The organism is Thalassospira lucentensis, from assembly GCF_050516545.1.
Taxonomy (GTDB): Bacteria; Pseudomonadota; Alphaproteobacteria; order Rhodospirillales; family Thalassospiraceae; genus Thalassospira; species Thalassospira lucentensis_C.
The window spans coordinates 1,644,828-1,670,996 of record NZ_CP191544.1; the positions used below are offsets into that span (position 1 = coordinate 1,644,828).

At 51.7% G+C, this 26,169-nt stretch carries 27 protein-coding genes; 7 read left to right on the plus strand and 20 right to left on the minus strand.

Annotated elements, in window-relative coordinates:
- Nucleotides 1-158: 158 nt before the first annotated feature.
- The 9 genes from era to folK all read right to left on the minus strand — a co-directional run bounded on the left by era (nt 159) and on the right by folK (nt 7,805).
- Nucleotides 159-1,097 (minus strand): GTPase Era, encoded by a 939-nt coding sequence (gene era, locus ACQ0MK_RS07665; protein ID WP_350045937.1) that lies wholly within the window; start codon nt 1,095-1,097, stop codon nt 159-161.
- Nucleotides 1,090-1,773: a ribonuclease III gene (rnc, locus tag ACQ0MK_RS07670; RefSeq protein WP_350045938.1), complete on the minus strand. Its 684-nt coding sequence runs from the start codon at nt 1,771-1,773 to the stop codon at nt 1,090-1,092. Before rnc ends, era begins: the two co-directional genes overlap by 8 nt.
- Nucleotides 1,773-2,519 carry a signal peptidase I gene (gene lepB, locus ACQ0MK_RS07675; RefSeq protein WP_430475517.1) on the minus strand — a complete coding sequence of 249 codons (747 nt, stop codon included), beginning with the start codon at nt 2,517-2,519 and terminating at the stop codon, nt 1,773-1,775. Before lepB ends, rnc begins: the two co-directional genes overlap by 1 nt.
- A 27-nt stretch (nt 2,520-2,546) precedes the next feature.
- The gene (gene acpS, locus ACQ0MK_RS07680) at nt 2,547-2,942 is read right to left on the minus strand and encodes a holo-ACP synthase (protein ID WP_430475518.1); all 396 of its coding nucleotides are present in this window, start codon (nt 2,940-2,942) and stop codon (nt 2,547-2,549) included.
- The gene (locus ACQ0MK_RS07685; protein WP_430475519.1) at nt 2,939-3,691 is read right to left on the minus strand and encodes a pyridoxine 5'-phosphate synthase; all 753 of its coding nucleotides are present in this window, start codon (nt 3,689-3,691) and stop codon (nt 2,939-2,941) included. Before ACQ0MK_RS07685 ends, acpS begins: the two co-directional genes overlap by 4 nt.
- Nucleotides 3,688-4,350 (minus strand): DUF2062 domain-containing protein, encoded by a 663-nt coding sequence (locus ACQ0MK_RS07690; RefSeq protein WP_430475520.1) that lies wholly within the window; start codon nt 4,348-4,350, stop codon nt 3,688-3,690. The genes ACQ0MK_RS07685 and ACQ0MK_RS07690 overlap by 4 nt, the downstream gene beginning before the upstream one ends.
- Nucleotides 4,351-4,528: 178 nt before the next feature.
- Complete coding sequence (locus tag ACQ0MK_RS07695) at nt 4,529-6,673, minus strand: RelA/SpoT family protein (protein ID WP_350045941.1); 2,145 nt, start codon at nt 6,671-6,673, stop codon at nt 4,529-4,531.
- A 141-nt stretch (nt 6,674-6,814) separates the two neighbouring features.
- Complete coding sequence (gene rpoZ, locus ACQ0MK_RS07700) at nt 6,815-7,147, minus strand: DNA-directed RNA polymerase subunit omega (protein ID WP_350041933.1); 333 nt, start codon at nt 7,145-7,147, stop codon at nt 6,815-6,817.
- 109 nt (nt 7,148-7,256) lie between these two features.
- The gene (folK, locus tag ACQ0MK_RS07705) at nt 7,257-7,805 is read right to left on the minus strand and encodes a 2-amino-4-hydroxy-6-hydroxymethyldihydropteridine diphosphokinase (protein ID WP_430475521.1); all 549 of its coding nucleotides are present in this window, start codon (nt 7,803-7,805) and stop codon (nt 7,257-7,259) included.
- Between the two features lie 206 nt (nt 7,806-8,011).
- Here folK and ACQ0MK_RS07710 point away from each other — a divergent pair, with 206 nt between their 5' ends.
- The 3 genes from ACQ0MK_RS07710 to recQ all read left to right on the plus strand — a co-directional run bounded on the left by ACQ0MK_RS07710 (nt 8,012) and on the right by recQ (nt 11,191).
- Complete coding sequence (locus ACQ0MK_RS07710) at nt 8,012-8,620, plus strand: NYN domain-containing protein (protein ID WP_350041935.1); 609 nt, start codon at nt 8,012-8,014, stop codon at nt 8,618-8,620.
- A gap of 77 nt (nt 8,621-8,697) precedes the next feature.
- On the plus strand, nt 8,698-9,339 hold the full coding sequence (locus tag ACQ0MK_RS07715) for a uracil-DNA glycosylase (protein ID WP_350045943.1): 642 nt from the start codon (nt 8,698-8,700) through the stop codon (nt 9,337-9,339).
- A gap of 19 nt (nt 9,340-9,358) precedes the next feature.
- Nucleotides 9,359-11,191, plus strand: a complete 1,833-nt coding sequence (gene recQ / locus ACQ0MK_RS07720; protein ID WP_430475522.1) for a DNA helicase RecQ — start codon at nt 9,359-9,361, stop codon at nt 11,189-11,191.
- 42 nt (nt 11,192-11,233) lie between these two features.
- On the opposite strand, the gene ACQ0MK_RS07725 is transcribed toward recQ, so the two are convergent.
- The 4 genes from ACQ0MK_RS07725 to dapA all read right to left on the minus strand — a co-directional run bounded on the left by ACQ0MK_RS07725 (nt 11,234) and on the right by dapA (nt 13,993).
- A complete protein-coding gene (locus tag ACQ0MK_RS07725; RefSeq protein ID WP_430475523.1) occupies nt 11,234-11,734 on the minus strand; it encodes a glutathione peroxidase in 501 nt (166 codons plus the stop codon).
- An 88-nt stretch (nt 11,735-11,822) separates the two neighbouring features.
- Nucleotides 11,823-12,482 (minus strand): sulfite oxidase-like oxidoreductase, encoded by a 660-nt coding sequence (locus tag ACQ0MK_RS07730; protein ID WP_430475524.1) that lies wholly within the window; start codon nt 12,480-12,482, stop codon nt 11,823-11,825.
- Between the two features lie 135 nt (nt 12,483-12,617).
- Nucleotides 12,618-13,094: an SsrA-binding protein SmpB gene (smpB, locus tag ACQ0MK_RS07735; RefSeq protein ID WP_350041893.1), complete on the minus strand. Its 477-nt coding sequence runs from the start codon at nt 13,092-13,094 to the stop codon at nt 12,618-12,620.
- Nucleotides 13,095-13,111: 17 nt separating this feature from the next.
- A complete protein-coding gene (dapA, locus tag ACQ0MK_RS07740) occupies nt 13,112-13,993 on the minus strand; it encodes a 4-hydroxy-tetrahydrodipicolinate synthase (RefSeq protein ID WP_430475525.1) in 882 nt (293 codons plus the stop codon).
- A 209-nt stretch (nt 13,994-14,202) separates the two neighbouring features.
- Here dapA and ACQ0MK_RS07745 point away from each other — a divergent pair, with 209 nt between their 5' ends.
- Both ACQ0MK_RS07745 and ACQ0MK_RS07750 read left to right on the plus strand, forming a co-directional pair.
- Nucleotides 14,203-16,236, plus strand: a complete 2,034-nt coding sequence (locus ACQ0MK_RS07745; RefSeq protein WP_430475526.1) for a lytic transglycosylase domain-containing protein — start codon at nt 14,203-14,205, stop codon at nt 16,234-16,236.
- Between the two features lie 80 nt (nt 16,237-16,316).
- Complete coding sequence (locus ACQ0MK_RS07750; protein WP_430475527.1) at nt 16,317-17,015, plus strand: haloacid dehalogenase type II; 699 nt, start codon at nt 16,317-16,319, stop codon at nt 17,013-17,015.
- A 141-nt stretch (nt 17,016-17,156) separates the two neighbouring features.
- On the opposite strand, the gene ACQ0MK_RS07755 is transcribed toward ACQ0MK_RS07750, so the two are convergent.
- Together ACQ0MK_RS07755 and ACQ0MK_RS07760 are read right to left on the minus strand one after the other, a co-directional pair.
- On the minus strand, nt 17,157-17,612 hold the full coding sequence (locus ACQ0MK_RS07755) for a bactofilin family protein (RefSeq protein WP_350041897.1): 456 nt from the start codon (nt 17,610-17,612) through the stop codon (nt 17,157-17,159).
- The gene (locus ACQ0MK_RS07760; protein ID WP_430475528.1) at nt 17,572-18,897 is read right to left on the minus strand and encodes a peptidoglycan DD-metalloendopeptidase family protein; all 1,326 of its coding nucleotides are present in this window, start codon (nt 18,895-18,897) and stop codon (nt 17,572-17,574) included. Before ACQ0MK_RS07760 ends, ACQ0MK_RS07755 begins: the two co-directional genes overlap by 41 nt.
- A 227-nt stretch (nt 18,898-19,124) precedes the next feature.
- On the opposite strand from ACQ0MK_RS07760, the gene ACQ0MK_RS07765 reads away from it, so the two are divergent.
- Nucleotides 19,125-19,607, plus strand: a complete 483-nt coding sequence (locus tag ACQ0MK_RS07765; RefSeq protein ID WP_430475529.1) for a phosphatidylglycerophosphatase A family protein — start codon at nt 19,125-19,127, stop codon at nt 19,605-19,607.
- 5 nt (nt 19,608-19,612) lie between these two features.
- Complete coding sequence (locus ACQ0MK_RS07770) at nt 19,613-20,113, plus strand: CinA family protein (RefSeq protein ID WP_430475530.1); 501 nt, start codon at nt 19,613-19,615, stop codon at nt 20,111-20,113.
- A 59-nt stretch (nt 20,114-20,172) separates the two neighbouring features.
- On the opposite strand, the gene ACQ0MK_RS07775 is transcribed toward ACQ0MK_RS07770, so the two are convergent.
- The 5 genes from ACQ0MK_RS07775 to ACQ0MK_RS07795 form a co-directional block, all read right to left on the minus strand.
- Nucleotides 20,173-20,631: a type II toxin-antitoxin system RatA family toxin gene (locus ACQ0MK_RS07775; RefSeq protein WP_430475531.1), complete on the minus strand. Its 459-nt coding sequence runs from the start codon at nt 20,629-20,631 to the stop codon at nt 20,173-20,175.
- A gap of 42 nt (nt 20,632-20,673) precedes the next feature.
- Nucleotides 20,674-21,672: a lipoyl synthase gene (lipA, locus tag ACQ0MK_RS07780; RefSeq protein WP_430475532.1), complete on the minus strand. Its 999-nt coding sequence runs from the start codon at nt 21,670-21,672 to the stop codon at nt 20,674-20,676.
- A 118-nt stretch (nt 21,673-21,790) separates the two neighbouring features.
- Nucleotides 21,791-23,188, minus strand: coding sequence for a dihydrolipoyl dehydrogenase (gene lpdA / locus ACQ0MK_RS07785; protein WP_430475533.1), 1,398 nt, complete (start codon nt 23,186-23,188; stop codon nt 21,791-21,793).
- Nucleotides 23,189-23,283: 95 nt separating this feature from the next.
- Nucleotides 23,284-24,612 (minus strand): pyruvate dehydrogenase complex dihydrolipoamide acetyltransferase, encoded by a 1,329-nt coding sequence (locus tag ACQ0MK_RS07790; RefSeq protein WP_350162700.1) that lies wholly within the window; start codon nt 24,610-24,612, stop codon nt 23,284-23,286.
- A 64-nt stretch (nt 24,613-24,676) separates the two neighbouring features.
- Nucleotides 24,677-26,122, minus strand: coding sequence for a pyruvate dehydrogenase complex E1 component subunit beta (locus ACQ0MK_RS07795; RefSeq protein ID WP_350045955.1), 1,446 nt, complete (start codon nt 26,120-26,122; stop codon nt 24,677-24,679).
- Nucleotides 26,123-26,169 lie beyond the last annotated feature (47 nt).

Sequence of the window (26,169 nt, forward strand, 5' to 3'; positions counted from 1 at the left end):
CTGATGGACGGGCAGACCGGTTACGGAAAGGACGTCTGGCAACACGGGCAACAATCATTGCGGCAGCAGCGCCAACAACGATCAAGACGATACCCCAAACAGATCCGATTTCCATTACTTATCCAGCTATTGATGGTCCATCAGCGTGACGCATAGATTTAAGCGTTGGGATCCAGTCCCCACATGGCAAAGCGATTGGGATCATCGCCCCAATTTTCGCGCACTTTGACGAACAAGAACAAATGGACCCGACGTTCAAATATAGATTCAAGTTCCTTACGGGCATCACTGCCAAGTGACTTGATACGCTTGCCACCCTTGCCAAGAATGATGGCTTTTTGGCCTTCACGTTCGACAAAAATGGTTTGCTCAAGCTTGACCGAGCCGTCTTTGCGCTCTTCCCAAAGCTCGGTTTCAACCGTTGCCGAATATGGCAATTCCTGCTGCAACTGATAATACAGCTTTTCGCGGGTAATCTCGGCGGCCAACAGACGAAGCGGCATATCCGAAACATCATCTTCAGGGAACATCCACGGGCCATCAGGCATTTTGGCAGCAAGGAAATTGACCAAATCCTGCGTACCGGCACCTTTTTTGGCCGAAATCATGAAGACGTCGGTAAAGACTTCATTGGCAAACAGGTCCTGCGACAGGCGCAGGAGTTTTTCCTTATCGGCAACCTTATCAACCTTGTTTAGCGCAAGGATCGCCTTGCGATGCTGGTCTTTAAGCTGCTTGATAATTGCCTGGTCTTCTTCGGTAACACCGGTGCCGGCATCAATGACAAGCACAACCAGATCGGCATCATCCGCACCGTTCCATGCGGCCTTGACCATCGCCCGATCCAGGCGGCGTTTTGGCGCAAAGATACCCGGTGTATCGATGAAAACAATCTGCGCATCTTCGGTCATGACAATGCCACGCACACGCGTACGCGTCGTCTGAACCTTTGGCGAGACGATCGATACTTTCGTTCCGACAAGCTGGTTCAGCAACGTCGATTTCCCCGCATTCGGGGCACCGACAAGTGCGACGAAGCCGCAACGTTGCTGATAAGGTAATCTTTCTTCGTTCACCGGAGTGGGAACATCATTCATCACTTAGTTTATCCAACATCAATTGGGCGGCCAGTTGTTCCGCCTCGCGTTTAGATTTTCCTTCGGCACTGACGCGTTCACCATCGCTGGTGGTCAGTTCGATGGTAAACATCGGCGCATGCGCCGGGCCTTCACGGCCGACCATTTCGTATTTCGGTAACGGTTTACCCCGCCCTTGCAGCCATTCCTGCAATTGCGTTTTTGCATCTTGTGGCGGCTTGTTAGCCTCATCGAGAAGCGGCGTCCACAGCTTTTCGATAAAGCTTCGCGCTGGCTCAAGTCCACCATCAAGATAGAGTGCTGCAATCACGGCTTCCATGCAATCAGATAAAATTGCCGGATTTGTGTCCGCACCAGCCGCACGTTCACCTTTGGCCATCTGAATGTGATCGCCAAGATTAATCTGAACGGCAACCCGCGCAAGGGTTTCACGACGGACAAGTGCGACAAAACGTTTTGCCATTGCCCCTTCGCGTTCCCGGCCAAATCGGGTGTAAAGCATCTCAGCAACGACCAGACCCAACACGCGATCGCCCAGAAATTCAAGGCGCTCGTTACCGCCACTTAACGCATCCTTGCCTTTTGCGGCACTTCGATGCGTCAGCGCAATGCGCAGCAAATCGGGATCTGAAAAACCGTGATCAATTTCAACGATCACCGGTATGCCGTCACTCATCAGTTAACCCCCTGAAACAGACGATCATACCGGATGCTGCCAAAATCATAGACCGGCTGCGAACTGTCCTTGGAATAGAACAGGAATTCAGCGCGGCCGACAAGATTTTCAATCGGAACAAACCGGAAGCGCGCCGGGAATGCGCGGCTATCGGCCGAATTATCGCGGTTATCACCCATCATGAAGTAGTGACCTTCAGGAACGGTGAATGCTTCGGTATTGTCACTTGGTCCCTGATCGCCAAACAGCTCAAGAATACGGTGAACCTTACCATTCGGAAGCGTTTCGATATATTGCGGCACGGCGGCTGAACGGCCACTTCCATCGGTCAGGATGTAATCTTCGATCCGTTCGCGTTCGATCTGTTTATTATTGATGTAAAGACGGCCATCGGTCACCTGAACAGTATCCCCGGGAAGACCAATCACACGTTTGATGTAATCTTGCGAGGTATCTGCAGGCAGCTTGAACACAACCACATCGCCACGGTCCGGTTCAGATTCAAAAACCCGGCCCGGAATAATCGGCAGGCTGAACGGCAGGCTATGCTTCGAATAGCCATAGGAAAATTTCGAAACAAACAGATAATCGCCCACCAACAAGGTCGGGATCATCGATCCAGACGGAATATTGAACGGTTCATAGGCAAATGTCCGAACCATAAGTGCAATAACAATGGCCCAGAAAACGGTTTTCAAGGTGTCGAGCAAACCACCCGCTTTCTTTTTCTGCACAAACTTTTCCATTCCGTGTTTAACCAATCACTTTATCTGTCAATCAGCCGAAATCACCACGACAGCATTTGCCAGTGGGTATTCGTCCGTCAGGGTCACATACACGGATGGGGTTTTCCCATCCGGGGTTAATTCTTCAAGTCTTTTAAGCGCGCCTTCACTCAAAACCATATCTGGTTTGCCGCTGGCTTGATGTACCACACCCATCGTGTTGTGATGAACACCCCGCCGGAACCCGGTTCCAAGCGCCTTTGAACAGGCTTCTTTGGCGGCAAACGCCATCGCCAGTGACGATGCCGTTCTATGCGGTTTCCGGGTCGCACGCGCGATCTCGACATCGGTAAAGACGCGCTTCATAAAACGCTCGCCATGGCGCTCCAAAGCAGCTTCAATCCGACGGATATCACATAAGTCCGTGCCAATCCCAATGATCATTTAGCACCATCTGTTTGCGTACGTGCTTCGTCCATCAAACGACGCATTTCAACAATTGCGGCTTCAAGTCCGATAAACACCGCCTCGCCGATCAAAAAGTGCCCGATATTCAGTTCGGCAACTTCCGGAATGGCGGCAATCGGTTTGACCGTTTCAAAATTCAGACCATGACCGGCATGAATTTCAAGTCCGATCCCTGCCCCGTATTTCACAGCCGTGCGAATACGTTCAAGTTCGCGGTCCCGGTCTTCTTGCATCTTAGCATCACAATAAGCACCGGTATGAATTTCGACCACGGGTGCACCAAGGCGTTTGGCACCATCAAGCTGTTCCTTGGACGCCTCGATAAACAGCGATACACGAATGCCCGCATTCCCAAGATCAGACACAAAGCGTTGTAAATGATTATGGCCACCGACCACATCAAGTCCGCCCTCAGTCGTGCGTTCTTCGCGTTTTTCCGGGACAAGGCATACGGCATGCGGCTTTGTTTCAAGCGCAATCTTCAACATCTCGTCCGTGGCTGCCATTTCGAAATTCAATGGCAAATCAATATCTTCGCGCAGTCTTTTCATATCCGCATCAAGGATATGACGACGATCTTCGCGCAAATGCGCCGTTATGCCATCCGCACCAGCAAGCTTTGCCAATGCCGCCGCACGCACCGGATCAGGCAAATCCCCGCCGCGGGCATTACGGATGGTCGCAACATGGTCAATATTGACCCCAAGCCGAAGTTTCGAACTCATTGGGTTTCATCCTGCTTTCTGGTGGCACTCTTTGCAGCACTGCCGATCTTTTCTTTGGCACTTTCAAGCATCGGGCCCAGACCGTGCCGTTCTGTTTTCTTCATCCGGCGCAAAATACGGTTATGGCGATAAATAACGACCGCCCGATAAACCGGGAAATAAAACAACATCCAGATCACGATTGTGGTCGGCACACAGCCCACAAGCATTGGCCAGATGATATCAACCATACTGTGCCAAAGTTGCACCAGCGTCGTATGATCAGCAACATCCCAGCGGCCAAAGATCACCCCGCCACCGATATAGTTTACGCCAAGAACAACAAAGTCCCACAGAACCGCCATATCGAAATGCACGGCCACGGCAGTATCATCAATACCAAGTATCCAGTTGCCACAGGTATAGAGCCACAACCAGATAAACGGGAATGTCCACGGATTACCGACAACAGTGCCAAGCAGCGATGCAACCATATTGCTGCGGATCAGCAAACCGATCAGTGCTGAAAGGACAAAATGGAACCCGATAAACGGCGTAAATGAAACAGCCGCCCCGACGGCAAAACCCGAAGCAATGCTATAGGGTGTTCCGGGCAAACGTGCGACACGATGGGCAAAATATTGAGATGAACGACGCCAGCCGCCGCGCGGCCAGACCACGCTGCGAACTCTTTCAAATGATGATGGTTTGATACGGCGCCGAAACATGCAAGTCAGTTCTGGAAAAAATCAGGTAACGCGATAAAAACACGAGGCTTATGCGTAAGTGCTGACCGCGCACTTGGCAAGGCTTTTACGTCGATATCACCTAAAAGATGAATGGGGTTACGATCTATCATTACCCGCGCGCACGTTCGACTGTATTGACCACAGGTGTCGCGCGCAACGCGGCAATGATATTGGTCAGATGTTTGACATCGACAACATCAACATCAATCAGCATTTCAAAGAAGTCTGCGGTCCTGTTGGTAAAGCGCAGATTGGTAATGTTCCCGTGGTTTTTGGCAATAACACTGGTAATTGAACTCAATGCCCCCTGCTCATGGCCGACGGTCAAGCTAAGTCGACCGACAAAGTGCTCCGGCTCACCATCATTATCCCAGCCAACATCAAGCCAGCGTTCAGGTTGCTCGGTAAAGGTCTCTAGCGTATCGCAATCAATCGTATGGATTGTCACACCTTTGCCCGTTGTCACGATCCCGACAATCCGGTCCCCGGGCAGCGGATGGCAACAACCTGCATAATGCACGGCCATGCCCGGAATAAGCCCTTTAAGCGGGATCGCATGATCATGTTTGCGTTCCCGTGCCTTATCAATCGGCACGATCTTGCGGCCCGCATCCTTATCCTTGGTTCCGGGAAAGACCGCGTGAACCACTTCACGCCCGGTATGGTGCCCTGCCCCAACCGATGTCAGAACGGCATCAACCGATGGCAGTTTGAAGATTTTCAGAACGCCATCAATTGCCTTATCGGAATAATCATACCCTTCCTGACGAAACGCCTTTTGCAGGATCGCCTTGCCAAGATCCCGATACTGATCTTCTTGCTGCTGACGGATGAAGCGGCGGATACCCGCACGCGCCTTACCCGTAACAACAAACCTCTCCCACGTCGGATTCGGTGTTTGCGCCTTGGACGTTACAATTTCGATCTGGTCGCCATTGTTAAGCACGGTCCGCAACGGCACCATCGCCCCGTTGACCTTTGCCCCGACACAGGTATCCCCGATATGGGTGTGGATCATATAGGCAAAGTCGACAGGTGTAGCGCGGGCTGGAAGCGCAATAACATCGCCCTTCGGGCTAAAACAGAACACCTGATCCTGGAACATGGCCAGTTTGGTATGTTCCAGGAATTCTTCGGGCTCGGACGCGTGTTCAAGAATATCAAGCAAATCACGCAGCCAACGGTACTGAACGCCTTCTTTTTGCTCCCCGCTTGGCTTGTCTTCCTTGTAGGCCCAGTGTGCCGCCACACCGTTTTCATTAACCTCATGCATATGCCGGGTTCGGATCTGCACTTCGATCCGATGATTTTCCGGCCCCAGCACGGTCGTATGAATAGAACGGTAGCCGTTTGGTTTTGGTGTTGAGATGTAATCTTTAAACCGACCCGGAACGACTTTGTAATTGGCATGCATATAGCCAAGAACTTCGTAACATTGCGGCATATCTTCGACCAGAACGCGAAAAGCCATAATGTCCGAAAGCTCACCAAAGGTGATGTTCTTGCGCTGCATTTTTTGCCAAATCGAATATGGGCGCTTTTCACGGCCATAAATGTCGATTTTAAGCCCTTGGCGCGAAATGACATCGGTAAGCTCGCTCACAATGCGGCTTACGACATTGTCATCCTTCTCACGCAGGAATTCGAGACGTGCGAGAATGGATTCGCGGGCTTCGGGGTTGATATGCTGGAAGGCAAGGTCTTCAAGCTCTTCCTTGATGTCATGCATACCGATGCGTTCGGCAAGCGGTGCATAAATCTCCAACGTCTCAGCTGCGATCCGAACGCGCTTCTCTGGCTTGGAGATATAATGCAGGGTCCGCATGTTGTGCAGACGATCCGCCAACTTGACCAACAGAACACGGATGTCTTCGGACATCGCCAAAAGAAGCTTGCGGAAGTTCTCGGCCTGCTTGGAATCAGCTGATTTCAGTTCAATCTGGGTCAGCTTGGTCACACCATCGACCAGCTTCATGATGTTGGTGCCAAAAAGCTTGGTGATCTCTTCTGGCGTTGCATCGGTGTCTTCGATGGTGTCGTGCAGCAAAGCTGTGATGATCGTATCGCAGTCGAGCTTGTAATTGGTCAAAATGCCCGCGACTTCGATCGGATGGGAAAAATACGGGTCGCCCGATGCGCGCTTTTGCGAACCGTGTTTTTGGGTAGCATAAACATATGCCCGGTTCAGCGTGGTTTCGCACGCATCAGGGTCATAGGCCTTTACCCGTTCAACAAGTTCGTATTGGCGCATCATTCAGGGGCGTCTCCGCAAATTCCGTCAAGGGTATCGAGTGACCCCCTTCATAAGATAGTACGATTTAGACAAAAAAAAGCCACGGAAGATAATACCGTGGCTTTTCTTTTGAAATTGGATCAGATCAAAATCAATCTGTCCTTATTCTTCTTCCGACGGAGCAACGACGCCAACTGATGCGTCTTGAACTGCTTCTGCAACCAGTTTCGGACCGAAATCATCTTCTGATTCTTCCGGATCATCGGATTCAACATGCCGCTGCAGACCCGAAACCAAACCATTGCGCAATTCGTCGAAATCGACTTTCACTTCAGCGATTTCACGCAGCGCAACGACAGGGTTTTTATCGTTGTCACGATCAATGGTCAGTTCAGCGCCAGCCGAAATGTTGCGTGCACGCTGAGCAGCAACCATGACCAGCTCAAAGCGGTTAGGGATCTTGTCAACGCAATCTTCGACGGTAACGCGCGCCATAAATGTCTCCAGAAATACTTTTGGGGTGTCCAGACCGAGCTTTATAGCGCCGGATCATTTGTGTTGCAACAGCGAAACCTCACTTTACGAAAGGTTTTCTCTGCTGTTTTCAGCTTTCCGCCTGCTTTCGAATTTGCTGATCTGCCGGAAGATCAGAAATCAGGTCTTCAACAGTGCGCCCCAAAACGGGATGAACCCAGCCGACTGCGACGTCACGCAAAGGCAACAAGACAAAGGCACGCTCTGTCATACGTGGATGGGGCACCTGAATGCCAGCATCCTCACGCAGCAATTCCCGACCATAGGCAATCAGATCAAGATCAATGACGCGCGCGGCATTGCGTTCACGCCGCACACGGCCAAATTCAGCTTCGACCTCATGCAACCGTTCCAGCAAATCGTGGGCTGAAAGGCTGGTTGAAACCCGTGCGACACCATTGACATACCAAGGCTGATCGGAAATCGGCACAGGGGCCGTTTCATAAAACGATGACACAAGATCAATCGAAATATCGCCATCCTTGGCCAAACGTTGCAATGCGGCCTTCAATGTTTGGGCTGGCGCACCATATTCCTCTGTAGGCAGGTTGGCACCAAACGCAATCAAAATGACATCATTTGACGATGTACTGGTGGTCGATGGTGACGGTTTACTCACAAAGCAGACTTTCAGTTCGATGGATACAGGCAGTTTGACGATGAGTGGCACGTATCACGCAGCAGGAAAGAGCGCATATCTAAGGAAGCCATGATACTCTGTCTACGATATTTTCGCCTTTCTTTGTCCTTCTAGCCACGGTAAAGATTGAGGGTTCCGTATTTTTGGAACGGCATAATTAAATTTGATGTTTGAGGAATTTTAAAATGATTTTTTACCCGCAGGAACGCATCGGGCTGTTCATTGACGGCTCCAACCTGTATGCGGCCGCACGCGCACTTGGTTTTGACATTGATTACAAACGCCTTTTGGAACTGTTCTCGCAAAAAGGCCAATTGATCCGCGCATTCTACTACACGGCCCTCATCGAAGATCAGGAATATTCCCCTATTCGCCCGCTGGTCGATTGGCTTGATTACAACGGCTATACCATGGTCACAAAGCCGACCAAGGAATTCACCGATGCCACCGGTCGTCGCAAGATCAAGGGCAACATGGATATCGAGTTGGCAATTGACGTCATGGAAATGGCGCAACACCTTGATCATGTTGTTATTTTCTCAGGTGACGGGGATTTCCGCCGTCTGGTAGACGCGATCCAGCGCAAAGGCGTTCGGGTGACGGTGGTTTCAACCGTTAAATCAAACCCGCCGATGGTTGCGGATGAATTACGTCGTCAGGCCGATCACTTTATCGAGCTTACTGACCTTGAAGGCACCATCGCACGCAAAGTCCAGCAGCGTCGTGATGATGACCATCCTGATATCGATGATCATCCCGAACATCCTGAACTTGATGAGTTCGATTACACCTGATTGAACACTGCCCCCGCCCCATCCTGATCACGACCGGTTACGGCCCGCACCGTAACCGGCAAAATGTCAGACATGCCATGAACGCCTATCAGCAACCCGATCTTGATTGTCAGCTTTGCCCGCGACTTGCCGAATTTCGGCGGGCCAATCAGGAAAAATTCCCACACTTTCACAACGGGCCGGTTCGTCCATTTGGACCACTGGATGCACGGTTGCTGATTGTCGGGCTTGCACCGGGTCTAAAGGGGGCAAATGCCACGGGCCGCCCCTTCACCGGCGATTATGCCGGCGATCTTTTGTACGATACGCTTAAAAAATTCGGTTTTGCCAAAGGCACCTATGCCAAACACCCGGATGACGGGTTGGAGCTGCTTGATTGTCGCATTACCAATGCAGTCAAGTGTGTTCCGCCGGAAAACAAGCCAACCGGCCCAGAAGCCAATGCCTGTCGACCGTTTCTGATCAGTGAATTTGATGCGATGAAAAACCTGTCGGCGATTTTGTGCCTTGGTCAGGTTGCCCATCAAGCCATGCTGCGCACCTATGGGCTTAAGCTTTCATCGCTTAAATTTGGCCATCGCGCGTCACATAAAATGGAAAATGGCATCACATTGTTTGATAGCTATCACTGTTCGCGCTACAACACCCAGACCTATCGCCTGACGCCAGAGATGTTTGAAAACGTCTTTGCCGACATCCGCGCACATCTGGACGGTTAATTTGCCCGATACACCCCCTATGAACGATTTGCTCGACCGACCGCCACTTCGTCTGCCGATAGACGTCCTGCGTGACGTGTTTGGCTATGACAGCTTTCGCGGTCAACAGGCTGAAATCATTGATCATGTGATTGCAGGCAATGATGCACTTGTCCTGATGCCTACGGGTGGTGGTAAGTCATTATGTTATCAGGTCCCTGCCCTGTGCCGACCAGGAACGGCAGTTGTCGTATCGCCACTGATCGCATTGATGAAAGATCAGGTCGACGCGCTTAATCAGCTTGGTGTGAAAGCAGCCTTTATCAACTCAACGCTGGCGCCAGATGCAGCCCGTGAAATTGAAGCCCGCGCAATTGATGGCGATATCGATCTTTTATATGTCGCACCGGAACGGTTTGCGACCGATCGGTTCTTAAACCTTTTGGACCGGATCAGCATTTCACTGTTTGCGATTGATGAAGCCCACTGCGTTTCACAATGGGGGCATGATTTCCGCCCGGAATATCGCCGTCTTGATTTGCTTCCGACGCGCTTTGCCCATGTCCCGCGGATTGCTTTGACCGCAACGGCCGATACGCCGACGCGCAAGGATATTGCAGAAAATCTGCACCTGACCGATGCGCAATGTTTCATCACCGGGTTTGACCGGCCAAACATTACCTACCGCATTGAAACAAAGGGTAATTCCAAGCAACGCCTTCTATCGTTCTTAAACCGCGAACATGAAGAAGATGCCGGGATTGTCTATTGCCTGTCGCGCCGCAAGACCGAAGATGTCGCCCAATGGCTGACCGAAAACGGTCGCCCGGCGCTTCCCTATCACGCTGGACTGCCACAGGAAACGCGCCAACGGCATCAGGACCGGTTCCTTCGCGAAGATGGCATGATCATTTGCGCGACTGTCGCCTTTGGCATGGGGATCGACAAACCCAATGTCCGGTTTGTTGCCCATCTTAATCTGCCCAAAAGCATGGAAGCATATTATCAGGAAACCGGCCGTGCCGGTCGTGATGGCCTTCCTGCCAATGCGTGGATGAATTACGATCTGTCTGACATTGTATCCATCCGGGGCATGGTGGTTGGATCCGACGCACCAGAAGCACAAAAGCGCATTGAATCGCAAAAACTTGATGCTTTGGTCGGGCTTGCCGAAACCACCAAATGCCGCCGACAGGTCATTCTTTCCTATTTCGGTGAAAACGATCATAAACCGTGTGGTAATTGCGACACCTGCCTTGAGCCGGTTGAGACATGGGATGCAACCGATGCATCGCGCAAAGCCCTGTCTGCCGTCTACCGAACGGGACAACGGTTTGGTCCCGCCCATGTGATCGAAGTTCTCATGGGCCGCAAGACCGAGAAAATCCGACAGAACGGCCATGACAACCTGACCGTTTATGCGATCGGTAAAGATATCGCCCAGCCGCAATGGCGATCAGTCTTCCGACAGCTCTTGGCGATGGGATATTTGCAGGTCAATGTCGAAGGGCATGGCGGGGTTTACCTGACCGAGGAAGCCCGACCGGTTCTGCGCGGCGAAAAAGTCGTTGAAATGCGCAAAGATCCGGGCGAAAGCAAACGCGCGATGACACGCCGCCTGCGCGATTTCGACACCGAATTTGAAAATGAAGAAGACCGTGACTTGTGGGAACGTTTGCGCACCATGCGCCGTGAACTCGCCACAAGCCAGAACGTCCCGCCTTATGTGATCTTTAGCGACCGTACCCTTTGGGAAATGGTGCGTTTTAAACCCCGCACCCTCCAGGACATGGCATCCATCAATGGTGTCGGGGTCAAAAAACTTGATCAATATGGCTTGGTATTTCTTGATGTCATGGACGGGCGGCGCTAACGCCCTGCCCGACCATACTCATCTGATCTTCGGGAACCGTGGTTAGCCGCCTGAAAGTTCCGCGCGTATTGCGGCAATGACTTCATCATCACCGGGCTTTACCCGCGTATCAAAACTTGTGACCAGATTGCCGTTTCGTCCAATCAGATATTTGTGGAAGTTCCAGTTCGGTGCATTATCTGCACCAAGCTCTTGCACTGCCCACTTAAAGAACGGATGAGCATCTGCGCCGGTTACCTCGGTTTTTGATGTCATAGGGAAATCGACATCAAAATTCACCTCGCAAAATTCCTGAATGGCAGCATCATCAGCATATTCCTGCCCGCCAAAATCCCCCGACGGTACGCCAAGCACCACAAGACCCTCGTCCTGATGATCTTCCCACAGTTTTTGCAGGCCGGTATATTGCGGTGTGTAGCCGCACATTGACGCGGTATTGACCAACAGGATCACTTTACCCTGATAGTCGGAAAGTTGTAGTTCTCCGCCAACAATTGACGGGAATGAAAAGTCATACGCGCTTTGCGTATCACCCGATGCCATTGCACCCCTCCAGAAAAAAGTAACGACACTCATTGATAGCAGACATAATACAATGAATTGCCTACCTTTTTCAATTTTTGGCTGAGCTTTAACCATATCGCTCCTCCGTCCAGGGATCGGCATTGTTATGATAACCGCGTTCTTCCCAGAAACCTGGCTGATCATCCTTGGCAAAAGTAATCTCGCGTACCCATTTGGCACTTTTCCAAAAATACAGTTTTGGGATCACCACACGTACAGGACCACCATGTTCTTCGGATAATGGTTCACCATTCCAGTGATGGGCAATCAACACGTCCTCATCCACGAACTGATCAATCCGTACATTTGTCGTGTAGCCATCATGGGCTGAGAACAAAACATGTTTGGCTTCGGGCTTTGGCCTTACCATTTCTGCCAATGTTAGCGCTGTCACGCCCTGCCACTCATTGTCATAGCGCGACCAACTGGTAACGCAATGGATGTCGTTAACTGCCACAACATTTGCCAGATCAAGCAAATCCATGAAATTCAGCACCAGTGGATTTTCCACCAGCCCGTTGATCTGAAGCTTGAAATCATCAGCACTGACATGCGGTGTAATACCAAGATCAAGAACCGGCCAGTCTTTGACAAGTCGCTGCCCCGGCGGCAGGCGATTTTCGCGCGCCTGATCCGTCGCACCTGTTAAAAGACGACCATCGGCCGCCCATTTGCGTTTCGCTTCGATCAGCTTGTCTTTGATCTTGCCTGAAAAACTTTGCGTCACGGATTTCTCCTTCTTACCAAGCTGATACGAAAAATGGCGCCGACATGTTCACCATGACGACGCCATTAAATCATTAAATCAGCTGACAAATGCAATTCACATGCACGCGATCAGCTAAATTCATATTTTTGGAAACTAGCCAAAATCACGCATGAGACGGGCTTTATCACGTTGCCAGTCACGTTCTTTGACCGCTTCGCGCTTGTCTGCCTTTTTCTTACCTTCGGCAATGGCCATTTCAAGTTTCGCAATACCGCGTTCATTGAAATACAATTTGACCGGAACAAGGGTGAAACCCTTTTTGTTCAGCGCATCATGCATTCTGGTAATTTCGCGTTTACGCAACAGCAACTTACGCGGACGGCGTTCTTCGTGACCGAACGGCATTTTACTTTGATATTCAGGAATATAGGCATTGATCAACCACACTTCGCCATTCTTGGCTTCGGCGTAGGATTCCTGAATATTGCCTTTGCCATCACGCAACGACTTAACTTCGGTGCCACGCAAAGCGATCCCTGCTTCGAAAGTTTCCGTCAGGAAAAAGTCAAAACGGGCTCGCCGATTTTGCGCGACGACCTTGTTGTTATCTATTTCTTTTTTAGGTGCCATAAGTCGCTTGTTATCGCTTAATGGCCAAGAAGACCAGCGTTCTTAAGTGCTGCTTCGACCTTGCGTTTGGATTCTTCTTCGATCTCGACCATCGGCAGGCGCATATGGCTGCCGCAAAGGCCAAGAAGCTCAGCTGCATATTTTACCGGACCCGGGCTTGATTCACAGAACATCGCCTTGTGAACCGGCATCAGTCGATAGTTCAACTCCTGAACCTTGGCAATGTTCCCGGCAGCCCATGCTGTATGCAAATCAGCGCACAGTTTCGGTGCGATATTCGATGTCACAGAAATGCAGCCATGACCACCCTGTGCGAGAAACGGAACAATTGTCCCGTCTTCACCGGAAAGCTGACAGAAATCAGCACCAGCAGCCAGATGGGTCAATGCCGGACGTTCAAGATCACTGGTCGCGTCTTTGACACCAACAATGCGCGGCAATTTTGCCAGCTGTGCCATGGTATCGACATTCATATCGACAATCGAACGGCCCGGAATGTTGTAGATGATAATCGGGATATCGGTCGCATCGTGAATGGCTTTGTAATGCGCATAAAGACCTTTTTGGGTCGGCTTGTTGTAATAAGGTGTCACAACAAGTGCTGCATCCGCACCAGCATTCTGCGCATGACGGGTCAAAGATACCGCTTCTGCAGTCGAGTTTGACCCCGTACCGGCAATCACAGGACCGCGGCCCTTGGCAACTTCCAGTGCCAATTCGACCACACGATGGTGTTCGGCATGGCTCAATGTTGGTGATTCACCAGTGGTTCCGACAGGCACAACACCTGTCGTGCCCTGTTTAAGCTGCCAATCGACAAAAGACTGGAACGCCTTTTCATCAATCGCGCCATCTTGCGTGAACGGCGTGATCAAAGCTGTGATTGAACCCTTAAACATAGAGATCTCCAAATGAAGGATGGTTTGAAAGCGGTCGCGAAAATAGCGGCTGTTGGTGATTCCCGCAAGCACTGTATACAATAATCGAAACGAACAGTGATCGGGGTTGCAATTTCCCATCAGGACTGTTTGGCTTTTATTGAATTCGCTGCCATAATGTGCGGGTCTAAAGTGCATTTTTGATGCCGTAAGGCTAAGGGGACAATCACATGGCGCACGCGTCTTTCCGCAAGATTTCGGTCTGCGCATTGGCACTGGGCTTTTCGATACTGATGCCAAATGGCAATCAGGTACAGGCCGCCGTAAGTGAAGACAACGTTCTTCAAATGCAGCCGCCTTCGCCAACCTATTCTGCTGTCAGCCGCGCAAGATTGAATGCATTTCTTGAGGCTGTTGAAGATGGGAAAACCGAAAGCTTTACGAAACTGCTGCCCAATTTTGACGATCCCCTGCTGCAAAAAGCTGCTGAATGGATGTTGCTAGCATCCCCCAATTCGGGTCGCAGTTTTGAAGAGATCACCACCTTTATCGATGCCCATCCAAAATGGCCCAGTCAGGCGCTACTGCGTCAGCGCGCCGAAGAAGCCATGACCGATGCGGTACCAGATGAAGAAATCCTTGCATGGTTCAAACGTTCTGCCCCGGTTACGGCCGATGGTGCGACCCGTCAGGTCAAAGCCCTTTTAGGTGCGGGTCAAGAATCTGCTGCCATTGCATTGGTACGGTCAAGCTGGATCAACGAGAATTTCGGCAATGGTCAAGAACGCCGTTTCCTGAGCCGCTATGGCAAATATATTGATCAGGAAACCCACCAACAACGTCTGGATCGTTTGTTGTGGGAAGGTCGTCTGAGCACGGCATCACGCACCATGAAATATGTCAGCGACGATTATCGCTTGCTGGCAGACGCCCGTGCTTCATTGCGCGCAATGGAGGGTGGTGTTGATGCTGCGCTAAACCGCGTTCCGGAAAAATATCGTAATGATCCCGGCCTGATCTATGAACGCGTGCGTTGGCGCCGTATCAAGGATCGTGATCAAGAAGCCCGTGATCTTTTGTTATCGCAGGCCAATGATCTGGCTTATATTTCGATCCGGCCACAATATTGGTGGCTTGAAAAGGCCATCCTTGCCCGGCGCGCGCTGCAAAAGGGTCATATTACCGATGCCTACCGTTTGGTCGCCAATCATGGTCAAACCGATGCGGGCGATATTGCCGAGGCCGAATGGTATGCTGGTTGGATTGCCCTTGAATTTTTGGGTGATGCTGAAATTGCCCTGACGCATTTCCAGAACCTTTATGATGTTGTGCAATATCCCATTAGCCTTTCACGCGGCGCCTATTGGGCGGGCCGTGCGAATGCGGCCATTGGTGATGAAAAACGCGCAAAAGAGTGGTTTGAACTTGCCGCCCAACATGCCCACACCTTCTATGGGCAATTGGCAATTGATGCGCTTGGTGCCAAACCGACCTATTCGGTGGAACAACCGGTTCCAACAGCAGAACAACGTGCTGCCTTTGAAGATCAGGAATTGACCCAAGTCGTTCGTAAACTTGGTGAAATGGGTCTTGGCAACATCATCCGTCCTTTCATCATGGCGCTGGTCTATGAACATGATGAGCCGGAATATCTTGCAATGGCGACGGATCTTGCCCGCGAATATGGCCGTACTGACCTTGGGATCATTGCCGCAAAACGCAGCATCCGAACCGGCAGTGGGTATCTTGATGCCGCCTACCCGATCCATGAACAGGTTCCGCTTGGTCGGGCACCTGACCCTGCCCTTGTTCATGCGATCATGCGTCAGGAAAGCCTGTTTAACCCGTTGGCCGTATCGTCGGCCGGTGCGCGGGGCCTGATGCAGTTGATGCCTGCGACCGCACAACGCATGGCACAATCGCTGGACTTGGAATATGACACCGACCGCCTGACGTCGGATCCATCATTTAACATTGCCGTTGGCCGCGCCTATCTTGAACGGTTGCTTGATCGTTGGAACGGTCAGGAGGTCCTGACCATCGCCAGCTATAACGCCGGTCCAACCCGCGTTCGTCAGTGGATCAATGAATATGGTGATCCGCGCGATCCGGAGGTCGATCTTGTCGACTGGATCGAAATGATCCCCTATAGCGAGACCCGAAATTACGTTCAGCGCGTGATGGAGGGAACCTATGTCTATCGCCGGCGCTTTGCCCGCGACGAGATTGCAATGGGCCAGAACGATACGCCTGCGACAGACTAAAAACTGTCCTGTGCTGATTTGCGCTTTTGGCCAGATTGCCCATATTCGATCCATACTGCTTGTCAGAAAAGGTCCGTAATATGTCCGATAATGCACTATCTTCCTGCCGCGCTTTTGTTTTCGATGCGTATGGCACTCTGTTTGACGTTGGCTCTGCGGTTGCAAAACTGCGCGATAGCGTTGGCGACGAAGCAGAACGGCTGTCCGCGACATGGCGGCAAAAGCAGCTTGAATATACCTGGCTGCGCAGCCTGATGGGCGAGTTCGCAGATTTCTGGACCGTAACGGGCGATGCGCTTGATTACGCCCTGGATCAAACGGGCAAAAAAGATCCGGTTCTGCGGGCCAAACTGATGGAAACCTATCTGTCGCTTGATACTTTTCCAGAAGTTGTTGAAACGCTGAACACCTTAAAAGCACAGGGGCACAAGCTTGCCATCCTGTCGAATGGTGCCCGACATATGCTGATTTCTGCTGCCAAATCATCGGGAATTTTGACCCTGTTTGACCAGATCATTTGCGTTGATGATCTGAAGACCTACAAACCTCATCCCGATGTATATCAATTGGCTGTCGACAAACTTGAACTTGAGCCTGCCGAAATTTCATTCCAGTCATCAAATGGCTGGGACATTGCCGGTGCAGGTCATTTTGGATTTAAAACAGCGTGGATCAATCGGACCAAGCAGCCCAAAGAACGTCTTTCGCATGAAGCAGATGTCGTTCTAGGTGCCCTTGATGAATTGCTGCCATTGATCACAGCCCCCAAAACAGCGTAGTTGCGGTTTCACGATTAAAACAGACAACCAAACGTCAAAAAGGCAGGCCCATCTGGAGCCTGCCTTTTTGTATTTGTGTATCGATTCTGCATCCAATGACCGGACCCGTCATCGCCACAGACCGAAATCATCTTTTGATGATTACTTGTTTTCTTTCTTCACGTTCGAAGCAACGACTTGGCCTGCCTGAATGACAGTCAAGCCGCCTTCTTCAGCCACGCCTTCGATGCGACGGCAATGCCCTTCGATATGGGCGCCCGGCTCGATCGAGAGGCTCTCGTGAAGAATATCACCAATCATTCGGGCGGTTTCAGCCAGTGAAACGTCGCGTGCCCGGACCTGACCGATGACAGCACCGCAAATGCGGATTTTATCGGCGATAATCTCGCCACGAACTTCACCGCTTTGACCGATTGTCAGGTTTCGGGTGCGAATATCCCCGTTAACCGTCCCATCGACCTGAACGTCCGATTCAGAAATCAGATCACCCGTTACACGAAGATCTGCATTGATGACCGAAAGGCCGCCTTTTTTGTCAGCAGCTGAATGGCCGTTTCTAGTTGTTGTTTGTGTCGTCTTGCTCGTTTTTGAAAACATAACGTCCCGCCTCAATGAACTTTAGGGGATTGACCGGCTTATCATTGACCAACACCTCGTAATGAACGTGGCTGCCCGTGCTTCGTCCAGTCGTTCCCATTAACGCTATCTGGTCTTGGTAACGCACTTCATCGCCCTTCTTAACGAGGACCTTAAATAAATGGCCAAAACGGGTTCGAACACCATTCCCATGGTCCACTTCGACCATCTTCCCGTATTTGCCACTCCATCCTGCATGCACCACTTTACCGGGTGCAGTTGCCAGAATTGGTGTCTTGATCGGTCCGGCGAGATCAACACCGGAATGAAAAGCCCAGCGACCATTGATCGGGTCTTTTCGTTTACCGAACGAACTTGATAAGTAGTAAGACGCCGCTGGCTCCCCAAGGGGCGTCTTCTTCAATCTGTCATGCAGACTGGCAAGAAGATCCATACGATCGCTCAGTGCCACGGCGACACTTAAAAATTCTTCATCTTGCGGGTGTCCTGGCTCAAAGGCCACAAACGGTCCACCAACCCCAGGTTCTTGCGGTTTCATTGGTGGCAGAACAAAGGTTCCCGGCTGCAGGCCTGTCATTTCCAGAACGTTTTCAAGTTCAAGAATGGTGCTGTCTGCCGTTTCGGCGACACGCTGCATGGCCTGTTGCTGCACGGTATGTAGATCCGCAATGCGTTGGCGGGCATCGCTTAGTTCACCCTGTAGCTTTTTTGACCGCTGTAATGCCTGATCGCGTTCGCGCATGACACGCGACATGACCGTTTCAACGGTTTCAAGTTCATCGCGCAAAGCAAGATTACGGTTCGTGATCCCGTCAATTTGCCCTTGAAGCGCATTCATCTGGTTATCCATCGACGTCCGAAGAGACGAAATATGGACTTTTTCTTTCTCGCTACTCTCAAGTTTCGAGGTGTAATCCTGTACCCGCGCTTGAAGCTGCAGGTTCTTTTCCGCCATCGACAAAAGATTGCGATGGGTATCTTCCATCTGAGACGTAATTTCCCCGAAACGTCTTTGACTTTCGGTCACACGTGCGATCAGACGGTTATAGGACAGCTCGCTGCGGAAAAGCTGCTCTTCGCGCACCGCAAGACGTTGATCCAGATACCAGCTATAGCCAGTAACCCCGACCGACCACGTAATCGCGGCGGCCCCGAACGAAGCCAACGTAAGCTGCGCATATTTTCCAAGACGAAGTTGGTAAACGGAATCATTGGACCGGACAAGGACCTGCCGGTCCGGAAACCACTTATTCACCAAGCGACGCATGCCTTCAAACGCCGACATATTCAGTGTTTAACCCCTAGTTGCTCGTAACTACGCCCGGATTGCCCGGTTACGCAGAGTTTCTTTTTCGGCCCCGCCTGCGACTTATACGTCTTTTTCTTTACGCTACCTGTAAGTCGGGCCTCAATCAAGCATGTTAACACATTCTTAATTGCAAAATTTTCACCGCCCCTGGTCTTTGCCGTGCTACCAATGCCCATCTTCCATAGCTAACATGTAAATCTTAAATGTCTTTTTCCCGTTTCATGATCACCTGTAGCGCCACATGGTTTTATAGCGGCAAAAGTCCCAAGGCCCCCGGCACGGCCGGTTCATTGGCCGCCCTACCCTTTGGTTGGTTGATTTGGGCTTATGGCGGGAACAGTGCGCTTATCATCGCCAGCATAATTATTTTTGGCATCGGCGTATGGGCGGCACATCAATATAGTCATTTGCTTGGCATTCATGATGCTGGCGAAATCGTCATTGATGAGGTCGTCGGCCAATGGATGTGCTTGATGGTCATCCCGCTTGGCGCGGGATGGATCGACATCGTCTGGCTGTTGGCAGCATTTATCGCATTTCGCTTTTTTGACATTCTAAAGCCATGGCCGATACGCTGGGTGGACCGCCGGGTTGGTGGTGGCTTTGGCATCATGTTTGATGATGTTTTGGCCGGTGCATTTGCCATGATTGTCTTAGCAGTTCTGGTTCACCTGATTGGCGGATAAACCCAATGCAGATTGAAAATGACATTCTGATAGCTGCAAGCGATCTGATCGCCAAATGCACTGCAAACGGTGAAATGATCGCCACGGCCGAATCCTGTACGGGCGGCCTGATCACCGGCAGCCTGACCGGAGTTGATGGCAGTTCATCCGTGGTTGATTGTGGTTTCGTAACTTATTCAAACGAAGCCAAACATCAACTGATCGGCGTGGACAATGACCTTCTGGAGCAATTTGGGGCGGTTTCCGAACCAGTTGCACGCGCCATGTGTGAAGGTGCCTTGGAACGTTCGCCCAACGCGACCATCGCGATTTCTGTGACCGGCATTGCCGGTCCGGGTGGTGGCAGCCCCAATAAACCGGTTGGACTGGTTCATTTTGGCTGTGCGGGCAAAGGTCGTACGACAATCACGTATAACGAAGTTTTCTCAGGTGATCGTCACGCTGTACGTAAGGCAACGGTGCTGAAGGCCTTTGATCTCATCACACAGATGATTGATCGCACGTAACTTGCTGCACGACATTTCAGTCATGTCCCACAGGTTATTCGATTTCAGGTTTTGAAAATTCAGCTTTCGGAAGTCGGCGAAACAGGTTCGCCATAAACTTCATGTGCGCGGGTTTCAAACGCGCCGACCATCAATTTGACAGCCTCGTTAAACACGACACCAATCATTTTCTGCAGCAAGGCTGAGCGGAACTCAAAATCAACAAAGAAGTCGAGCCACGTACCGCCGTCTTCGTCCTCTTCAAACACCCAATGATTATTGAGATATTTAAACGGCCCCTGCAAGTATTCGACATCAACACGGTGCGGACGCACCAATGTGACTTGGGATGTGTATTTCTCGCGGAACATCTTAAAGCCAATCACCAGATCGGCCTTAAGAACATCACCTTCGCGTTTACGGACGCGCGATGCGACACACCACGGGAGAAACTCGGAATAGGAATCGATATCCGCGACGAGTTCAAAGAGCTGTTCCGGCGTATAGGGCAGTTTCCTGCGCTCTGCATGCGTCGGCACTCGATATCTCCCCTTATCGTCGCGTCTATCGTTTCAGGCTTGTTAGACAGCAGCTGCTTCGCGGGCAGCGGCCTTTGCTTTGGCTTCGTCAGCAGCGACCAGTTTTTTCTCGCGGGCTTCACGCAGCTGCTCGAAATCACGGTCAGCGTGGTAGCTTGAACGGGTCAACGGCGTTGCCGACACCATCAAGAACCCCTTACCGCGTGCCATGGATGCATATTCATCAAACTCGTCCGGGGTCACAAAACGATCGACCGGTTCGTGCTTAAGCGTCGGCTGCAGATATTGACCGATGGTAAGGAAATCAACATCGGCAACACGCAGATCATCCATGACCTGTGAAAGTTCTTTGCGTTCTTCACCCAGACCGACCATCAGGCCGGATTTGGTAAAGATCGTCGGATCAATCTGTTTCACCCGGTCCAAAATGCGCAGCGACTGATAATAGCGCGCGCCCGGACGGATGTGCGTGTAAAGACGCGGAACCGTTTCCAGATTGTGGTTGAACACGTCAGGACGGGCCTTGGCGACGATTTCAACCGCACCCGGTTTATCACGGAAATCCGGTGTGAGGATTTCAATCGTGGTTTCTGGCGCCTTGTGACGGATTGCTTCAATCACGCGGGCAAAATGCGTGGCGCCACCGTCTGCCAAGTCATCACGGTCAACCGAGGTGATCACGACATGCTTAAGCTGCATATCGGCAACTGCCATTGCCAAATTTTGCGGCTCGAACGGGTCAAGCGCGTTTGGCATACCGGTTTTCACGTTACAGAACGAACATGCACGTGTGCAGGTATCGCCCATAATCATGAAGGATGCGTGTTTCTTCTGCCAGCATTCACCGATATTCGGGCATGCTGCTTCTTCGCAAACAGTATGCAGGTTCAGACCACGCGCAAGTTCGCGGGTTTCCTGATACCCCTTGGAGGTTGGCGCTTTCACACGAATCCAGGACGGCTTGCGTCCAGATGGACGATCAGGCCGTTTTTGCTTTTCCGGGTGACGAAGTGCTTTGGCTTCGTTATGCGCCGTCGACATAGAGTGACCTCCGAAGGATTTGACGGGCGGCAATGTGCCGCCACGCCACGTATTTGTCAAACCGACATTCGTCAAATTTCGTCATAGCGGGCATGCTTACCCGATAAAACGCGATATTTTAGAAGTGGATCGCACGACCATAGGCGTCAAGGACCAACTCATGCATCATTTCTGAAAGAGTCGGATGCGGGAAGACCGTATGCATAAGATCTTCTTCCGTCGTCTCAAGCCCCATCGCAACAACAAAGCCCTGGATAAGCTCTGTCACCTCGGTGCCAACCATATGCGCGCCAAGCAATTCACCAGTCTTGGCATCAAACACGGTTTTCACAAGGCCTTCGGCCTCGCCCAATGCAACGGCCTTGCCATTGCCAATGAACGGGAACTTGCCGACCTTGACGTCATAGCCCGCATCTTTGGCCTTGGCTTCGGTCAGGCCAACACTGGCAACCTGCGGATGACAATAGGTACAACCCGGAATCTTGCGCGGATCAAGCGGATGGACGTTTTTGACACCTGCAATTTTCTCGATGCAGATAACGCCTTCATGCTCGGCCTTATGGGCCAGCATCGGAGGACCAGCAACATCACCGATGGCATAAATGCCCGGTTCTGCCGTGCGTGAATATTCATCTGCATCGATCACGTTGCGATCAACTTTAACCTTGGTCGTTTCAAGGCCCAGATTTTCGGTATTGCCAATAACACCAACAGCAGAAATCACACGATCAACAGTAATTTCCTGTTTCTTGCCGTCTTTGGTTTCAACCGTAACAACGACATTGTCCGCATTGCGCTTAAGATTGGCGACCTTTGCTTCGGTCAGGATTTTCATCCCGTCCTTGGTCATCATCTTCTGTGCAAGGGCGGCAACTTCCTTGTCTTCAACCGGCATGATCTGCGACATGATTTCGACCACCGTCACATCAGCACCCATGGTGTGATAGAAACTGGCAAATTCGATACCGATGGCACCGGAGCCAACGACAACAATGCTTTTTGGCATTTTGTCTGGCGTCATCGCCTTTTTGTAATCCCAAACCACTTTGCCATCAGCTTCAAGGCCCGGCAGCGAACGTGCCCGTGCGCCGGTTGCGATGATGTAATGCTTTGCGGTGTAGGTACCTGCGTCCTTACCGGTGACCACGATTTTTTTCGGGCCATCGAATTTGGCTTCGCCGGTGATCACGGTGACCTTGTTCTTTTTCAGAAGATGGCCGACACCGCCGGAAAGCTGTTTGGAAACACCCCGCGAACGTTGAATAACGGCATCGATGTCAAAGGACGGGTTATCGCATGACAGGCCATATTCCTTGGCATGGTTCATATTGCGATAAACTTCCGCCGAACGCAGCAACGCCTTGGTCGGGATACAGCCCCAGTTCAGGCAAATGCCACCAACATGTTCACGTTCAACAACAGCCGTTTTCAGGCCAAGCTGGGCAGAACGGATTGCGGTTACATAACCACCCGGACCTGCACCAATCACGATTACGTCGAAATTGCTATCCGCCATCGTAGGATCTCCTTCGCCTGCCCGTTATCGGTCGCAGGTCTTGAAATTCAAATGCTTGCGGGGGCTATTTAAAGCCCCCGCGCAACCTGGGACCCCTAGAGCAACATGCTCAGTGGGTCTTCAATCAGCTTTTTGAATTCAGCCATGAACTCAGCACCAACTGCGCCATCGACCGCACGGTGGTCAACAGACAGGGTACAGCTCATGACAGTTGCAATGGCAAGTGCACCGTCTTTAACGACCGGGCGCTGTTCGCCTGCACCAACGGCAAGGATGCAACCTTGCGGCGGGTTAATGATGGCCGAAAATTCCTTGATGCCGAACATGCCAAGGTTGGAAACAGAGAATGTCCCACCCTGATAATCAGAAGGCATCAATTTGCCATCACGGGCTTTGCCTGCAAGTGCTTTCATCTCGCTAGAGATTTCAGCAAGACCTTTGGAACCGGCATCGCGAACAACCGGCGTGATCAGGCCACCCTCAATGGCAACTGCCACCGAGATGTCCTGTTTCTTGCACTGCAAGGTCGCCTTGTCCGTCCAGATCGAGTTCGCAGCAGGAACCCGTTTAAGGGCCAACGAAACCGCCCGGATGACAAAGTCATTGACCGAGATTTTGACACCGTCACCAGCTTTTTCATTCAGCTGTTTACGGGTGGCAAGAAGGTTGTCGAGCTGGCAATCCACCGTCAGATAGAAATGCGGGACCTGCTGTTTGGATTCCGTCAAACGACGCGCGATGGTTTTGCGCATGCCGCTGTTCGGGATTTCTTCGTATTCCGGAAGACCGGTCAAATCCGGGTTCCAGCCAGATGCAGCTGGTGCAGCCGCCGCGGCAGGAGCCGAAGGAGCCGCTTTTTCTTCCGAAGCACTTGCTGCCGGTTTGGCAGTCATCGCTGCTTCGACATCACGCTTGACGATACGACCACGCGGGCCGGAACCGCTTACTGCGGCAAGATCAACGCCTTCGTTCGCAGCAATGCGACGGGCAAGCGGGCTTGCCTTAACGCGTTCACCACCGGAAACCGGTGCGGCCGGTGCTGGCTTGTCACCACCAGAAGCCGATTTTTCGGCTGCCGCAGGTGCTTTTTCCTCTTTGGCATCGTCCTTGGCCGGCGCGTTTTCACCGCCGCCCGTGCTTGCCGCCGAGGTATCCGCACCTTCAAGCGCACTCGCGTCTTCGTCTTCTTCAAGCAGAAGTGCGATAACTTCGTTTACAGCAACACCCTCGCTGCCTTCGGCAACAAGGATTTTACCGATTTTGCCTTCGTCGACGGCTTCGACTTCCATCGTGGCTTTATCGGTTTCGATTTCTGCGATGACATCGCCCGATTCAACGGTATCACCTTCCTTGACGTGCCATTTTGCCAAGGTGCCTTCAGTCATGGTCGGCGACAGAGCCGGCATCAATATTTTTACAGGCATGAACACATTCTCCCGGTAACGGGGCGGTACGCTTTCAAAGCGCACCTGCCCCTGTCCGTATCACTTAGCGATAGCAAACGGCCTTGGCCGCATCGACGATATGCTGTTCTTGCGGAAGTGCGAGCACTTCAAGATTTGCAGCATAAGGCATCGGAACATCTTCACCGCTCACACGCGCCACCGGCGCATCGAGATAATCAAAGGCATGCTCCATGACCACCGATGCGATTTCCGAACCGATACCGGCGAAGTGCCAACCTTCTTCACAGGTGACAAGACGATTGGTCTTCATCACAGAGCGAATAATGGTGTTCGTATCAAGCGGACGGATCGTACGCAGGTTGATAACCTCGGCCGAGATGCCCTGCTCTGCCAGTTGCTCGGCAGCTTTCAGTGCTTTGCCAACCATGATCGAGAAAGCAACGATGGTCACATCGGTCCCTTCGCGTTCGATCTTGGCCTGACCAATCGGCAGAACGAAATCTTCGTCGTCAGGAACTTCAAAGCTCTGACCATACAAAAGTTCGTTTTCAAGGAAGACAACCGGGTTCGGATCGCGGATTGCAGCCTTAAGAAGACCTTTGGCGTCTGCAGCCGAATACGGTGAGACAACCTTAAGCCCCGGGCAATGTGCATACCAGGATGCATAGCACTGCGAGTGCTGTGCACCGACGCGCGATGCGGCACCGTTCGGACCACGGAAAACAATCGGGCACCCAAGCTGCCCACCAGACATATAAAGCGTCTTGGCGGCAGAGTTGATGATGTGATCAATCGCCTGCATGGCAAAGTTGAACGTCATGAATTCGACGATCGGCTTCAAGCCCATGAAGGCAGCACCGGTTGCCATGCCGGTGAAACCGATTTCAGTAATCGGTGTATCAACGACGCGGCGTTCGCCAAACTCATCCAACAGACCCTGGGTTACTTTATAAGCCCCCTGATACTGTGCAACTTCTTCGCCCATGACATAGACGTTTTCATCGCCACGCATTTCTTCGGCCATTGCGTCACGCAGGGCTTCACGAACGGTCTGGGTTTTAAAGCTGGTGTAGGTTTTTTCGTCCATGGTCGCGTTAATCACGCTCATGGCACGTGGTTCGGTCTCGGAACGCTCAATCGTACCGCTGGCAGCAACCGGTGCGGCGCGTGCCGTGGTTGGTGCCGGTGCTTCGGACGCTGCAGGTGCCGGAGCATCCTCAGCCGCCGGCGCACTTGCAGGTGCGGACGATGATGCAGATACATTATCCAACGCAGACGCATCCTCGTCTTCTTCAAGGATGTAAGCGATGACTGCATTCACAGCGACGTTTTCAGTACCTTCAGCGATAACGATCTTGCCCACAGTACCTTCATCGACAGCTTCGACTTCCATCGTTGCTTTGTCGGTTTCGATTTCTGCAAGGACGTCACCGGATGCGACTGTGTCGCCTTCCTTGACGACCCATTTGGCAAGCGTGCCTTCGGTCATGGTCGGCGACAGGGCCGGCATCAAAACTTCAATCGGCATTGTTCCCTCTCTCCCGGGAAAATTCGGTCAAAAGCGGTTCGCGAAAT